Origin of the sequence: Stella humosa, assembly GCF_006738645.1 — a bacterium.
Taxonomy (GTDB): Bacteria; Pseudomonadota; Alphaproteobacteria; order ATCC43930; family Allostellaceae; genus Allostella; species Allostella humosa.
Map to the genome: position 1 here is coordinate 4,745,571 of NZ_AP019700.1, position 13,317 is coordinate 4,758,887.

Genomic DNA, 13,317 nt, shown 5'->3' on the forward strand with positions numbered 1-13,317 from the left:
CCCTTGCCCAGCCCCGCTCTCGCGGCGGCGCCACCGAGTTGCCGCCTGACCCATGGCCAAACAGGATTACTACGAGACCCTCGGCGTCGCCCGCGATGCCGACCAGGACGATCTCAAGAAGGCCTATCGCAAGCTGGCGATGCGCTGGCATCCGGACCGCAACCCCGGCAGCGAAGAGGCCGAGCACAAGTTCAAGGAAATCAACGAGGCCTATGACGTCCTGAAGGACGATCAGAAGCGCGGCGCCTACGACCGCTACGGCCATGCCGCCTTCGAGGGCGGCGGTGGCGGGCGCGGCGGCGGTGGCGGCGGCTTCGAGGGCTTCGCCGACATCTTCGAGGAGATGTTCGGCGACGTCATGGGCCGGCGCGGCGGCGGCAATGGCGGCCGCGGCAGCGACCTGCGCTACAACCTCGAGATATCCCTGGAAGACGCCTTTCGCGGCAGCGAGAAGACCATCCGCGTGCCGACCCATGCCGCCTGCGAGGCCTGCAACGGCAGCGGCGCCGAGGCCGGGTCGCGGCCCGTCAACTGCCCCACCTGCCAGGGCCACGGCAAGGTGCGCGCCCAGCAGGGCTTCTTCACCATCGAGCGCACCTGCCCCAACTGCAGCGGTTCCGGCCGCATCATCGAGAAGCCTTGCAAGTCCTGCGGCGGCGCGGGCCGCGTGCGCAAGGAGAAGACGCTGGCGGTCTCCATTCCGGCCGGGGTCGAGGACGGCACCCGCATCCGCCTGACCGGGGAGGGCGAGGCCGGCCTGCGCGGCTCGCCGCCGGGTGACCTCTATATCTTCCTGGCCATCTCGCAGCACCGCTTCTTCCAGCGCGACGGCGCCAACATCCATTGCCGCGTGCCTATCCCGATGACGACGGCGGCGCTGGGCGGGCAGATCGAGGTGCCGACGCTGGACGGCACCTTCGCCAAGGTGTCGGTGCCGGGCGGCACCCAGTCCGGCCACCAGTTCCGCCTGCGCGGCAAGGGCATGACGGTGCTGCGCTCGACCTCGCGCGGGGACCTCTACATCCAGGCCATCGTCGAGACGCCGATGAACCTGACGAAGCGCCAGCAGGAATTGCTGCGCGAGTTCGAGGGGGCCGGTGGCAAGGAGAAGACCAGCCCGGAATCGACCGGCTTCTTCCAGAAGGTGAAGGAGTTCTGGAGCGACCTGCGCGAATAGGCCGCTCCAGCCCGGCCGGCTTCAGGCCAGCCACTTCTCCATGAAGACCAGTTCGTCCGTGCGGTAGCCGAGGCGGTCGTAATAGTCGACCACCTGGCGGTTGTCGGGCTCGACCAGCAGGTTGACCTTGTCGCAGCCGCGCTCCGCCAGGCGGCGCTCGACCAGGTCGACGAGCCCGCGGCCGATCGCCTGGCCGCGCAGTTCCGGCGCCACCGCCAGCCGGTTGATCCAGCCGCGGCGGCCGTCATAGGAGCCGATGATCGAGGCGACCAGGCGGCCGTCCAGCTCGGCCACCAGGAACAGGTCGGGGTCGCGCTCCAGCTTGCGTTCCAGCGATCCCGGCGTGTCCGACCGGCTCGGATGCAGCCCGCAGGCCTGCCACAGGGCGACCAGGGCGGCGAAGTCCCCCGGCTCGTAGTTCCGTACTTCCAAGATCCCCTCTCCATCCCCCGAAGACGCAGCGCCGCAGTGTAGCCGAACCCGTGCCGGCGGGCTTGCGCGGCAGCCGGCGCTGTGGCTCCCTCGCGGGCCAGATCGGGAGGGGACGGGGCATGGCAGAGGTGCGGATCGGGGTCGCCGGGGCGGCCGGTCGGATGGGGCGGATGCTGGTGGCCGAGGTCGACCGCACGCCGGGCGCCCGCATCGCGGCGGGCCTGGAGCGGCCCGGCAGCAACGGCGCCGGCAGCGACGTCGGCGAGGTGGCGGGAATCGGCCGGCGAGACGTCGCCATCGTCACGGACCCTGCGTCCATGTTCGCGGCCGTCGACGTGGCGATCGACTTCACGGCACCCGAGGCCACCGTCGCCCATGCGCGCCTGGCGGCCGAGGCCGGTCGTGGACTGGTCATCGGCACCACCGGCCTGACGGCCGAGGACCGCGCGGCGATCGCGGCAGCGGCGGCCGGTGCCGCCATCGTGCTGGCGCCCAACATGAGCCTCGGCGTCAACCTGCTGATGGGGCTGGTGGAGCAGGTGGCGGCCACGCTCGACCCCGACTACGACATCGAGATCGTCGAGATGCACCACCGCCACAAGGTCGACGCGCCGTCCGGCACCGCGCTGGGCCTGGGCGAGGCCGCCGCCCGCGGGCGCGGCGTGCAACTGGCCGAGGCGGCCGTGCGCTCGCGCGACGGCCATACCGGTGCCCGCGAGCGCGGCACCATCGGCTTTGCCACGCTCCGCGGCGGCGACGTGGTGGGGGATCATACCGTCGTCTTCGCCGCCGGCGGCGAGCGGCTGGAGCTGACCCATCGCGCCGGCAGCCGCGAGATCTATGCCCGGGGTGCGGTGCGCGCCGCCCTGTGGCTGGCCGGCCGGCCGCCCGGCCTCTACGACATGATGGACGTGCTGGGCCTGCGTCAGGCCGGGTCGCGGTAGCGCCGCAGCGCGTCGGTCAGCAGGCGCGCCACCCGCGCGCGCTCGTCCGCACCGAGGAAGGCGCCGACCTCCACCCGGCGGCCATGCGACGTCAGCACCAGGCGATCGCGGCCGCTGGGCGGCCCCTCGTCATGGACGACGCGCAGCCAGTAGGGCTGGAAGGTCCAGCGCTCGACCGGGCGGCGCGGGCGCAGCCGGTCGACCGTCAGCGCGTCCCCCGCCAGGCGCAGGCGGTCGGCCGTGGCGCGCCGGCGGGCGTAGCTGATGCGGAAGGCGATGTAGACGCCCAGCACGTCCAGGCCGAGGAAGCCGAACACCGGCCAGGCGCCGATCATCACGAACATCAGCCCGCTGGCGAGGCTGGCCCCGCCCAGGACGGCCATCAGCAGGCCGAAGCCCGCCGGCGACAGGCTGCGGTGCGGGCGCAGTTCCAGATCGAGCAGCGGCGGCGGATCGAGGGTCGCTGTCTGGGCCATCGCCCTGGAGAATAGGCACGGTCCGCGCTGCGGAAAAGAGCGACACGCCCCGGGCGGCAGCGATACTGTGCCCCTTCCCCTGCCGCCAGAGCCACCCCCCATGCAGAAGAGCAAGGTCGACGAGTTCTTCCGTCGCCTGTCCATGGCCAACCCCGAGCCGCAGACCGAGCTGCAGTATCGCAACCCCTACACGCTGCTGGTGGCCGTCGTGCTGTCGGCCCAGGCGACCGATGTCGGCGTGAACCGGGCGACCGGCCCGCTGTTCCAGCTAGTCGACACCCCGGCGCAGATGGTCGAGCTGGGCGAGGCCCGCCTGAAGGAATTCATCAAGACGATCGGCCTCTTCAACACCAAGGCCAAGAACGTCATCCAGCTCAGCCGGATCCTGGTCGAGCAGCATGGCGGCGAGGTGCCGGCCGACCGCGACATGCTGGAAATGCTGCCCGGCGTCGGCCGCAAGACCGCCAACGTGGTGATGAACGTCGCTTTCGGCGCGCCCACGATCGCCGTCGACACGCACATCTTTCGGGTCGGCAATCGCACGGGCCTGGCCGCGGGCAAGACGCCGCTGGCGGTCGAGGAGAAGCTGGAGAAGGCCGTCCCGGCCAAGTGGCGGCTGCACGCCCACCACTGGCTGATCCTGCACGGCCGCTATGTCTGCCAGGCGCGCAAGCCGCGCTGCCCGGACTGCACCGTCCGCGATCTCTGCGCCTTCAAGGGCAAGACCACGGCTTAGAGCGCGCCTCCGGCCAGACCGCGCCCCGACGCACGGGCGCGGCCTTCAAACAATCCAGACGAGGGGCCGGCGCGAGGCCGGCCCCGTCAGAACCCGACGCCGATCAGCGACCACCCGCTTCGAAGCGCATGTCGCCCGTGTCCGACCCGCGGCCGCCCAGCGACCGCGACATGTCGTCGTCGTCGGAGGTGGAGCGGATGTCGCCCGAGAGCTGCCCGCCCGCCTCGACCTCAAGCTGGCCGTAGCGGACCTTGCCCGAGACGCGGCCGGTGGCGCCGATGAACAGGCGCTTGCGCACGATCAGGTCGCCTTCGAAGCGGCCGCGTACCTCGGCCTCGTCGATTTCCGCGCTGCCCTTGAAGAGGCCGGTGTCGGAGATCTCGATGACGCGGCTGGTCAGCGTCGCCTCGACCCGGCCTTCGACGACGAGCTTGTCGCAGGCGGTGATCTCGCCGGTCAGGCAGATGCCGTGGCCGACGATCAGGGTCTTGCTTTCGTTCTCGCCACCGCGACGCGCAATCGGCGCCTCGGCCGGGCGGCGGCCCGACGGGTCGAGCGGTCGGGCGACCGGGGCGGTCGGAACGGCACGGCCCAAGGGTGGTGTGCCGGCCGGCGTCGCCAGGCCGGACGCGGCCGGCTGCGGCGGGGTTACCGGACGGGTGAAGGGCTTGGCCGCCGCCGACGGGGAGCTGTCTTCGGCCTCGGTCGGGGCGGAGCCGGTCGGATCGTCTTCATCCTTGCGTCGACGGAACATCCTCTAGACCTTTCGTCAGATACGGTTTCAACCCTCGTCGGCTTGCCGGTCGCGGAAGCCGGATGCCAACGCAATTCCATGAATCTTCCCGATCTTGGACACGAAGAATATCCTCTTGAGGATTGAAACAGAACGAAAATTATAAATTGACCCGAATGCTGGCCAGGAATCGCCCCTAATAGTGGCCTTCGTGCAACAGAGCCACTATCGGTGGGAGAAAACGGCCAGTTTCTCAGGTCGGGCCGGCCTCCACCGATTGCGCGAGCATGGCTGCCGCCCGCTCCACGTCCGCGCGAGTTACGTCGAGATGGGTCACCGCGCGCATCCGAGTCGGCCCTTCGACCATGATCCGCACGCCCTGTTCGCGCAGGCGACGATAGAGGATGGCCGTGTCGATGCCGGTCGCCGACAGGTCGAGGAAGACGATGTTCGTCTCCACCGTCTGCGGGTCGAGGCGCACGCCGGGGATGGCGGCGGCGAGGCTGGCGAAAATGCGCGCATTCTCATGGTCGACGGCCAGCCGCTCGACATGATGGTCCAGCGCATGGAGGCCGGCCGCCGCCAGGATGCCCGACTGGCGCAGCGCGCCGCCCAGGCGATGCTTCCACACCCATGCCGCCTCGATGAAGTCGCGCGGGCCGGCGAGCACGGCCCCGACCGGGCAGCCCAGCCCCTTGGACAGGTCGATCCAGGCGGTGTCGAAGGGTGCGGCGAAGTCCTTGGCCGACACGCCGGCCGCGACGCAGGCATTCATCAGGCGGGCGCCGTCCATGTGCACGGCCAGGCCATGCTCGCGGGCCCGCGCGGCCACCGACTGGATGGCGGCCAGCGGCCAGACCGCCCCGCCGCCGCGATTGGCGGTCTGCTCCAGAACCACCAGGCGCGAGCGCGGGGCCCGCATCTTGGGACGCCGCACCGCGGCCGTCAGTTGGTCGGCATCGAAGATGTCCCGGTCGCAGGCGATCGGGCGGATGAGGGCGCCACCCATCACGGCGATGCCAGCCCCCTCCGAGCCGTAGACATGGGCGCCGGCGCCGCAGATCACCTCGTCGCCCGGCCGGGTGTGCACCAGCATGGCGATCTGGTTGCAGATGGTGCCAGACGGCATGAAGACGGCCGCCTCCTTGCCGAGCAGGTCGGCCACGCGCTCGTTGAGCGCGGTCGTGGTCGGGTCCTCGCCCAACTGCTCGTCGCCGGTCTCGGCGGCCATCATCGCCGCCAGCATGGCCTTCGTCGGCCGGGTCGAGGTGTCGCTGCCGAGGTCGACGGCGACGCGGGGCAGGGTCTGGACGTTGGTCATTGGGCGGCCTCCGCGGCGGACGAGTTGCGCCGGAGATGGAAGGAAAGACGGTCGAGGAAGCGATCGATGTCGCCCTCGTCGTTGTAGACGTGGGGGGCGATGCGGATGCGGTCGTCCTTGGCCGCAGCCCGGATGCCGTCCTCGCCCAGCCAGGATTCGATGCGGTCGGCATCGGCCCCGCCCAGGCGGAAGCTGACGATGCCGGCCCGCGCCTTCCAGTCGGCGGGCGTGGCGACGGCGATGCCGCGCTCGCGCGCGCCCTCGATGGCCCGCGTGGTGAGGTCGCGGATGCGCGCCTCGACATGGCCACGTCCCCAGCTTTCGATCAGCAGCGCCGAGCGCCGCTGCACCCAGATGCCAAGGAAGTTGGGGTTGCCATACTCGAAGCGGTGGGCATCGGGCGCCAGCGCCGGGGTTGCCACCGTGCGGTCGAGCGTGTCGAACGAATATTTCGCGGCATAGGTCGGGCGCAACCGGTCGAGCGCGCGGTCCGAGACGTGGAAGAGACCGGCCCCGGCCAGGCTGAACTGCGCCTTGTGGCCGCCGGCCGCCACCACGTCGGCGCCGAGCCCGCCGATCGGGTCGGCCAGGATGCCCAGCCCCTGCACCGCATCGACCACCAGCAAGATGTCGCGCGACCGGCAGAGGTCGGCGAAGGCGGCCAGGTCGGCGCGCTGGCCCAGGCCATAGGTCACCCAGGCGACCGCGACCACGCGGGTGCGGCCGTCGACCAGCGCGCGGTAGTCGTCGACCGACACCATGCCGTCGGCACCGGCCTGGGCGATCCGCACTTCAACCCCGCGATCGGCCAGCGGGCGCCAGGGGAAGGTGTTGTTCTCATGCTCCTCGGTCGAGATGACGAGGTTGTCGCCCGGCTGCCAGTCCAGCCCCTGGGCCACGATGTTGATGCCCTCCGAGGTGTTCTTGACGAAGGCCAGGCGATCGGCCGGCGCGCCGAAGACGCGGGCGACGTCCGCTCGGGCCGCCTCGATCTCGTCCATCGAGAAGGCGCGCTTGCCGCCGGCCTCGTCGACGTCGGCCAGCCACTCGGCCATCGCCTGGCCGACCGTGTCGGGCAGGATCGCCTTGCGCGCGAGGTCGAGATAGGTCCAGCGCGACGCCGCCGGGAAGCGGGCGCGGACGGAAGCCCAATCCGGTGATGCGGCGGCGGGTGGGGACGCGGGCGTGGGGATGGTCATGGCGGGGCCTATGTCGTCACAGATGCATGACCTGCCCAAGGAAGGCGCGGGCGCGGTCGGTCCGGGGTGCGGTGAAGAATAGCTCGGGCGGGGCGGCTTCGACGATCTCGCCCTGGTCCATGAAGACGACGAGGTCGGCGACGCGGCGCATGAAGCCCATCTCATGGGTGACGACCAGCATAGTCATGCCGGCCTGGGCCAATTCCTCCATGACCGCCAGCACCTCCTGCACCCGCTCTGGATCGAGCGAGGAGGTGGGCTCGTCGAACAGCATGACGGCGGGCTCGCGCATCAGCGCGCGCGCGATGGCGACCCGCTGCTGCTGCCCGCCCGAGATCTGGCCCGGGAACTTGTCCTTCTGGTCGGCGATCCCCACCCGGTCGAGCAGGGCCAGGGCGCGCGCCTCGGCCGCCGCGGCCGGCTCGCCGCCGGCATAGATCGGCCCCAGCGTCAGGTTGTCGAGCACGGTCAGGTGCGGGAAGAGGTTGAAGTTCTGGAACACCATGCCGGTGCGCCGGCGCACCGCCGCCAGCCCGGCGCCGGCCGCGTCCAGCGCGATCCCGTCGACCCGGATGGTGCCGCGCTGGTGGCGCTCCAGCCCGTTGACGCAGCGGATCAGCGTCGACTTGCCCGAACCGGAGGGGCCGCAGATCGCCACCCGCTCCCCCCGCGCGACGCCCAGCGTCACCCGGCGCAGCGCGTGGTAGTCGCCATACCACTTGTCGACCGCCTCCAGCTCGACCACCAGGTCGGCGCTGCTGCCGGGGCGCGTCATCGCCGCCGCCCCGCCAGCCGCCGCTCGATGGCCATGCCCCGGCGCGAGAAGGCCAGGCAGAACAGCAGGTAGAGCAGGAAGATGAAGATGTAGACCTCCGGCGCGTAGCGCACCCAGACCGGGTCCTCGAGTGCCACCTTGGCCGCCCCCAGCACGTCGAACAAGCCGAGGATGGCGACGAAGGTGGTGTTCTTGAAGGCGCGGATGATGTCGTTGAGGAGTGCCGGCACCACCAGCGCCAGTGCCTGCGGCAGCACCACCAGGCGCATGCGGGGATGGTATCCGAGGCCCAGCGCCCGGGCCGCCTCGTGCTGGCCGGCCGGGATCGCCTGCAGGCCGCCGCGCACGATCTCTGCCGCATAGGCGCCGAAGAAGATGATCATGCCGATGATCGCCCGCACCAGCTTGTCGACCGACAGTTCCGGCGGCACGAACAGCGGGAAGATGAGCGAGGCCACGAAGAGGACCGCGATCAGCGGCAGGCCGCGCACCACCTCGACGATGCCGACCGACACCGCGCGGATCGCCGGCAGCTCCGACTGGCGCCCCAGCGCCAGCAGGACCGCCAGCGGCATGCCGCCGGCCACGGTTGCGACGAAGATGACGATGGTGAGCGGCAGCCCGCCCCAGAGATGCGTGCCGACCGGCTGGAGGCCGAAGAGGCCGCCCAGCATCAGCACCAGGATCGCCACGGACGCCGCCGCCCAGGCCGCCAGCCGCAGGCGCAAGGGGATGCGGTCGATCGCCGACAGCCCGATCAGCCCGACGAAGAGCGCGATCACGGCCGCCCCCCGCCACTGCTCGCCATAGGGATAGGTGCCGAAGAGGATCAGCCGATGCTTCTCGGCGATGATGGCCCAGCAGGCCCCGGCCGCCGCCCGGCAGGCCGACCCGTCCGGGGTGTACCAGACGGCATCGACGACCGCCCAGGCGAAGGCACGCGGCACCAGCCAGGCGATGGCCAGGCCCAGCAGCACCGTGACGACCGCATCGAACGGGTTGGCCAGCAGGTTGCGGCGGACCCAGCCGACGACGCCGCGGGCGACGGGCGGCGGCGGCCGGGGCGGGCCGCCGCCCTCGATGGCGAAGGAGCCGGTCGCCATCAGCGTTCCCGGATGCGCACGGCGCGGTTGACGATGTCGGCCAAGGCCCCGATCGCCAGCGCCAGCACCAGATAGACCAGCGCCATGATGGCGATCGCCTCGATTGTGTGGCCGCTCAGCGTCAGCACCGTGTTGGTGACGCTGAACAGCTCCGGATAGCCGATGGCGACGCCGAGCGAGCTGTTCTTCACCAGGCTGATGTACTGGGCCGCCAGCGGCGGCACTACCACGCGCATGGCCTGGGGGAAGACGATCTTGCGATAGAGGTCGGCCCGGCCGAGACCGATCGCCTGGGCCGCTTCCACCTGGCCGCGCCCGACCGACAGGATGCCGGCGCGCACGATCTCGGCCACGAAGGCCGCGATATAGAAGGATAGGCCGAAATAGAGGGCCAGGAACTCCGGCGACAGGCCCAGCCCGCCCACGAAGTTGAAGCCGCGCAGGGCCGGCACGCTCCAGCCCGTGGGCGCGCCCAGGGCAAGCCAGCCGACTGCGGACGGCGCCAGCAGGACGACAGCGGCCAGCAGCGCCGTCCCCCGCAAGGGCCGGCCGGCCCGCCGGCGGCGGTCGGCCAGGCGCAGGAAGGCCCGCGCCAGGAACACGCCCGGGACCAGCAACAGCAGGGCCAAGCCGAAGACGCCGGACTGCGCCGGCCAGGGCATCAGCAGGCCGCGATTGGAGACGAAGGCGAGGTCGAGCAGGTTCCACGCTTGCCGCGGCCCTGGCAGCAGGGTGAAGAGCGCGTACCAGAAGACGATCTGGACCAGCTGCGGGGTGTTGCGGAACAGCTCGACATAGAGGCCGGCCGCGCGCGACAGCAGCCAGTTGCCGGACAGGCGCGACAGGCCCAGGGCCACGCCCATCACGGTGGCCGTCACCAGCCCGGCCGCTGCCACCACCAGGCTGTTGCCCAGCCCGACCACGAAGGCGCGCAGGTAGGTGTCCTGCGGCGTGAAGACGAAGAAGGCATGGCCGATTGCGAAGCCTGCCCGGTCGAGCAGGAAATCGAAGCCGGACGCGATGCCGCGCGCGTGCATCGCCTGGCGGGCGGTTTCCGTCATCCAGGCGACCGCCCCCACCAGGAGGGCGATCACCAGCACCTGGTAGAGGGTCGCGCGGAAGCCGGCGGTCCGCCAGAAGGCGGGCCGCCGGGTGGCGGGCGGCATGATCAGCTAGCCTGTGCGATCAACGGCCGATACGGTCCGAAGCGGCGCCGATCAGAACGGCGGCGCATAGAGCAGGCCGCCATTGGTCCACTGCTGGTTCACGCCGCGGCTCAGCTTCAGCTTGGAGCCGTCGCCCAGCGACCGGTCATAGATCTCGGCATAGTTGCCGACCTGCTTGATCACGCGGTAGGCCCATTCGGGATCGAGGCCCAGGCCCTTGCCGCTCGACCCGCCGGCCGTGCCCAACAGGCGCTGCACCTCGGCCTCCTTGCTGTCGCGACGCATCTGGTCGACGTTCTTGGACGTGATACCGCGCTCCTCGGCCTCGAACAGGGCGAAGACCGTCCACTGCACGATGTCGCGCCATTGCGGGTCGCCCTGGCGGACGACCGGGCCCATCGGGTCCTTGCCGAAGACCTCCGGCAGGATCACGAAGTCCTCGGGGTTGGGGGCGACGGCCGCGCGGATCGCCGACAGGCCCGAGGTCGTCTGCACGAAGACGTCGCAACGGCCGCCGAAGAAGGCGGTGTTCAGCTCCTTCTGGTCCTCGATCACCACCAGCGTGATCTTGATCGAATACTTGGCCTGGGCATCGGCGATGATGCGCTCCGAGGTCGAGCCGGGGCGCACGCAGATGGTGGCGCCGTCCAGCTCCTTGACCGACTTCACGCCCAGCTTCTTGGGCACCATGAAGCCCTGCCCGTCATAGAAGGTGGGGGTGATGAAATCGAGACCGAGGTCGGCGTCACGCCCGTAGGTCCAGGTGACGTTGGACAGGGTCACGTCGACCTCGCCCGTCTGCAGCACGGTCAGGCGGGTCTGGGTGGTGCTCTTGACGTACTGCACCTTGCCGGCGTCGCCCAGCACGGCGGCCGCGATCGCCCGGCAGACATCGACTTCCAGGCCGGTCCACTCGCCCTTGCTGTCGACGACCGAGAAGCCGGGGCGGCTGCCGTTCATGGCGCAGACCAGCGCACCCCGCGCCTTCACCGCGTCCAGGGTCGGCCCGGCCTCGGCGTCGGAGGACGCAGCCGCCGACGCCATGGCCAGCGAGGCCCCGAAGAGGGCCGGCAACAATCCGCGCGCCAGTAGGGATGCCATGGCAGTCGATCCTTTCGATTGGGTAGGCTGCTGCATATTCGGAAAGGCCGGACTTCGCAGGATACGGGCCACCCGCGCAACGGAAATTGCCCGATCAGCCGCCGATCGGCCCGCCATCGTCCTTGGTGATCACGATAACCGAGGGCCGGGGCGGCATGCCATCGGCGAAGTCCGGCCAGCGCGTCGACGGCGCCGCGAAGTGGGAGCCGGCCGTCATCCCCGGATGCTGCACCGACAGGAACAGCGTGCGGCCATCCGGCGTGAAGCACGGGCCGGTCACCTCCGCCCCGATCGGCGCGCGGTAGAAGCGCCGGGCCCGGCCGCGCTCCGGCCCGGTGGTGGCCGTCACATAGAGGCCGTCGGCCGCCCCGCCCCTCATCCCGCTGTCGGTGGCGACCCACAGCCGGCCGGCCGGATCGAAGACCAGGTTGTCCGGACAGGACAGCCAGTCGCCGGCCTCCGCCGTGGGGCCATAGCGCGTTCCCGCATCGACGGCAGGGTTCCCCGAAACCATCAGGACGTCCCAGCGCGCCTCAGTCGCTGCATGGTCGGTGCCGCCCGGACCGTCCGGCGGGATCATCTCGATGACATGGCCATGGTCGTTGGTCGCGCGCGGGTTGGCCGCCGTCACCTGTTCGGGCCGCCGCTGGTTGTTGTTGGTCATCGTCACGTAGGCGCGGCCCGTGACCGGGCTGACTTCGACATCCTCCGGCCGGTCCATGGGCGTGGCCTTCACCAGGTCGGCGGCGCGGCGCGCCTCGATCACCACCGTGGCCTGGTCAGGGAAGCCGTTCGCGGCCGTCAGTGGCCCTTCGCCCTGCACCAGCCGCAGCCATTCCAGCCGCCCGTCCTCATGGAAGCGGGCGACGTGCAGCACGCCCTCGTCCAGCAGGTCTCGGTTGGCGGCGCGGTCGGCCGGGTTCCAGGCGCGCGCCGTCACGAACTTGTAGACGTACTCGAACCGCTCGTCGTCACCCTGGTAGATCGCCAGGCGGCCGTCGGGACAGACCACCGTGGTCGCCCCCTCATGCTTGAAGCGGCCGAGCGCCGTGCGCTTCACCGGGACCGAAGCCGGGTCGTAGGGGTCGAACTCGACGATCCAGCCGAAGCGGTTGGCCTCGTTCGGCTCCTGCGCCCGGTCGAAGCGCGCGTCGTGCCGGTGCCAGGAGTACCAGCTCCTGGGCGACATGCCGTAGCGCGCGCCGGCCGGGTCGGCCGCGGCCCCGCCGCCGAAGAAGAAATGGAAGTTCTCCTCGCCCGTCAGCACCGTGCCCCAGGGCGTCTGCCCGCCGGCGCAGTTGGCAAAGGTGCCGGCGACCTGCCGCCCCGCGGGATCGGCCGCGGTGCGCATCCGTGCATGGCCGGCCGCCGGGCCGGACAGATGCATGGGAGTGGTTACCGTCAGCCGACGCGCGTAGCGCCCCGGCACGACCGACCACCCTTCGGCCCCGTGCCGCACCTCCACCACCGACAGGCCGATCGCCGCCATCTCGATCGCGGCCTGCTCGCGCGTCGCGCGCTGCCCGGCGTCGCGGTCCGCGCCGAGCCCAGGGAACATCAGCCCGGGCACGGTGTATTCGTGGTTGACCACCAGCAGGCCGTGCCGGCTGGAATCGCCCGCGGTCGACAGCGGGAAGTAGCAGGTGAAGTCGCAGTTGTAGCCGAACTGCCGGGCCTGGGCGGCGGCGTCCTGGGCGCCGATGGCGAAGGCGGGGGAATCCGCCAGCACCGGATCGCCCCAGCGCAGCAGCACCTGGGACCGATAGCCGGCCGGGACATGATCGCGGTCGTCGCTGCCGGGCGGGATGGCGGCAAAGCCGGTCGCGGCCTCCTCCGCCACGGCCGGCGGGGAGGGCAAGGCCGGCAGGGCCGCGGCGGCCACCAGACCCGCGAGCACGGCGCGCCGCGACAGTCGGCGCTCGACCAGCCAGCCGATCGAGGGCTCCGAAGAGGAATTGGCCGGCGGCCCATCCCTGTCGGCCATCGGCGCGAACTCTGGCTCGTTCAATGGACCTATCTCCAGACTTGGCGGCAGACCGGGAAAGAGAAATGCCTAGCCTGGATCGCATGGCGCGGCGACAGGCATATGACGATTTCGCGGCCCTTCTTGCCGAAGCGGCCGCAATCCGATAGAACCCGCGCCGTTCCTCCACC

13 protein-coding genes are annotated in these 13,317 nt (G+C 70.9%); 3 read left to right on the forward strand and 10 right to left on the reverse strand.

The window, feature by feature from the left end:
• The first annotated feature begins 52 nt into the window (after positions 1-52).
• Positions 53-1,177, forward strand: a complete 1,125-nt coding sequence (dnaJ, locus tag STVA_RS22260; RefSeq protein WP_123692215.1) for a molecular chaperone DnaJ — start codon at positions 53-55, stop codon at positions 1,175-1,177.
• A gap of 21 nt (positions 1,178-1,198) precedes the next feature.
• Here the strand turns inward: dnaJ and STVA_RS22265 are convergent, their stop codons facing one another.
• A complete protein-coding gene (locus tag STVA_RS22265; protein WP_123692217.1) occupies positions 1,199-1,609 on the reverse strand; it encodes a GNAT family acetyltransferase in 411 nt (136 codons plus the stop codon).
• A 128-nt stretch (positions 1,610-1,737) separates the two neighbouring features.
• Between STVA_RS22265 and dapB the strand changes: the two genes are divergently transcribed.
• Positions 1,738-2,553 carry a 4-hydroxy-tetrahydrodipicolinate reductase gene (gene dapB, locus STVA_RS22270; protein ID WP_123692904.1) on the forward strand — a complete coding sequence of 272 codons (816 nt, stop codon included), beginning with the start codon at positions 1,738-1,740 and terminating at the stop codon, positions 2,551-2,553.
• Here dapB and STVA_RS22275 read toward each other — a convergent pair.
• A complete protein-coding gene (locus STVA_RS22275) occupies positions 2,535-3,029 on the reverse strand; it encodes a DUF2244 domain-containing protein (RefSeq protein WP_123692219.1) in 495 nt (164 codons plus the stop codon). The genes dapB and STVA_RS22275 overlap by 19 nt on opposite strands.
• A 100-nt stretch (positions 3,030-3,129) precedes the next feature.
• On the opposite strand from STVA_RS22275, the gene nth reads away from it, so the two are divergent.
• Positions 3,130-3,765 (forward strand): endonuclease III, encoded by a 636-nt coding sequence (gene nth / locus STVA_RS22280; protein ID WP_123692221.1) that lies wholly within the window; start codon positions 3,130-3,132, stop codon positions 3,763-3,765.
• A gap of 103 nt (positions 3,766-3,868) precedes the next feature.
• On the opposite strand, the gene STVA_RS22285 is transcribed toward nth, so the two are convergent.
• From STVA_RS22285 to STVA_RS22320, 8 genes are all read right to left on the reverse strand, one after another.
• Positions 3,869-4,519, reverse strand: a complete 651-nt coding sequence (locus tag STVA_RS22285; RefSeq protein WP_123692223.1) for a bactofilin family protein — start codon at positions 4,517-4,519, stop codon at positions 3,869-3,871.
• Between the two features lie 232 nt (positions 4,520-4,751).
• Positions 4,752-5,819, reverse strand: coding sequence for a threonine aldolase family protein (locus tag STVA_RS22290; protein WP_123692225.1), 1,068 nt, complete (start codon positions 5,817-5,819; stop codon positions 4,752-4,754).
• Positions 5,816-7,018 carry an aminotransferase class V-fold PLP-dependent enzyme gene (locus tag STVA_RS22295; protein WP_123692227.1) on the reverse strand — a complete coding sequence of 401 codons (1,203 nt, stop codon included), beginning with the start codon at positions 7,016-7,018 and terminating at the stop codon, positions 5,816-5,818. Before STVA_RS22295 ends, STVA_RS22290 begins: the two co-directional genes overlap by 4 nt.
• 16 nt (positions 7,019-7,034) lie before the next feature.
• Positions 7,035-7,793: an amino acid ABC transporter ATP-binding protein gene (locus STVA_RS22300; RefSeq protein ID WP_123692229.1), complete on the reverse strand. Its 759-nt coding sequence runs from the start codon at positions 7,791-7,793 to the stop codon at positions 7,035-7,037.
• Positions 7,790-8,896, reverse strand: coding sequence for an amino acid ABC transporter permease (locus STVA_RS22305; RefSeq protein WP_123692231.1), 1,107 nt, complete (start codon positions 8,894-8,896; stop codon positions 7,790-7,792). The genes STVA_RS22300 and STVA_RS22305 overlap by 4 nt, the downstream gene beginning before the upstream one ends.
• A complete protein-coding gene (locus STVA_RS22310; protein ID WP_123692233.1) occupies positions 8,896-10,062 on the reverse strand; it encodes an amino acid ABC transporter permease in 1,167 nt (388 codons plus the stop codon). Before STVA_RS22310 ends, STVA_RS22305 begins: the two co-directional genes overlap by 1 nt.
• A gap of 51 nt (positions 10,063-10,113) precedes the next feature.
• Positions 10,114-11,163, reverse strand: coding sequence for an amino acid ABC transporter substrate-binding protein (locus STVA_RS22315; protein ID WP_123692235.1), 1,050 nt, complete (start codon positions 11,161-11,163; stop codon positions 10,114-10,116).
• A 94-nt stretch (positions 11,164-11,257) separates the two neighbouring features.
• Positions 11,258-13,171, reverse strand: coding sequence for a PhoX family protein (locus STVA_RS22320; RefSeq protein ID WP_338069553.1), 1,914 nt, complete (start codon positions 13,169-13,171; stop codon positions 11,258-11,260).
• Positions 13,172-13,317 lie beyond the last annotated feature (146 nt).

Bases quoted from the DNA above. Each gene is read 5' to 3' on its own strand.
- dnaJ (WP_123692215.1), top strand. From the start codon at position 53: ATGGCCAAACAGGATTACTACGAGACCCTCGGCGTCGCCCGCGATGCC.
- STVA_RS22275 (WP_123692219.1), bottom strand. From the start codon at position 3,029: ATGGCCCAGACAGCGACCCTCGATCCGCCGCCGCTGCTCGATCTGGAA.
- nth (WP_123692221.1), top strand. From the start codon at position 3,130: ATGCAGAAGAGCAAGGTCGACGAGTTCTTCCGTCGCCTGTCCATGGCC.
- STVA_RS22285 (WP_123692223.1), bottom strand. From the start codon at position 4,519: ATGTTCCGTCGACGCAAGGATGAAGACGATCCGACCGGCTCCGCCCCG.
- STVA_RS22290 (WP_123692225.1), bottom strand. From the start codon at position 5,819: ATGACCAACGTCCAGACCCTGCCCCGCGTCGCCGTCGACCTCGGCAGC.
- STVA_RS22295 (WP_123692227.1), bottom strand. From the start codon at position 7,018: ATGACCATCCCCACGCCCGCGTCCCCACCCGCCGCCGCATCACCGGAT.
- STVA_RS22300 (WP_123692229.1), bottom strand. From the start codon at position 7,793: ATGACGCGCCCCGGCAGCAGCGCCGACCTGGTGGTCGAGCTGGAGGCG.
- STVA_RS22305 (WP_123692231.1), bottom strand. From the start codon at position 8,896: ATGGCGACCGGCTCCTTCGCCATCGAGGGCGGCGGCCCGCCCCGGCCG.
- STVA_RS22310 (WP_123692233.1), bottom strand. From the start codon at position 10,062: ATGCCGCCCGCCACCCGGCGGCCCGCCTTCTGGCGGACCGCCGGCTTC.
- STVA_RS22315 (WP_123692235.1), bottom strand. From the start codon at position 11,163: ATGGCATCCCTACTGGCGCGCGGATTGTTGCCGGCCCTCTTCGGGGCC.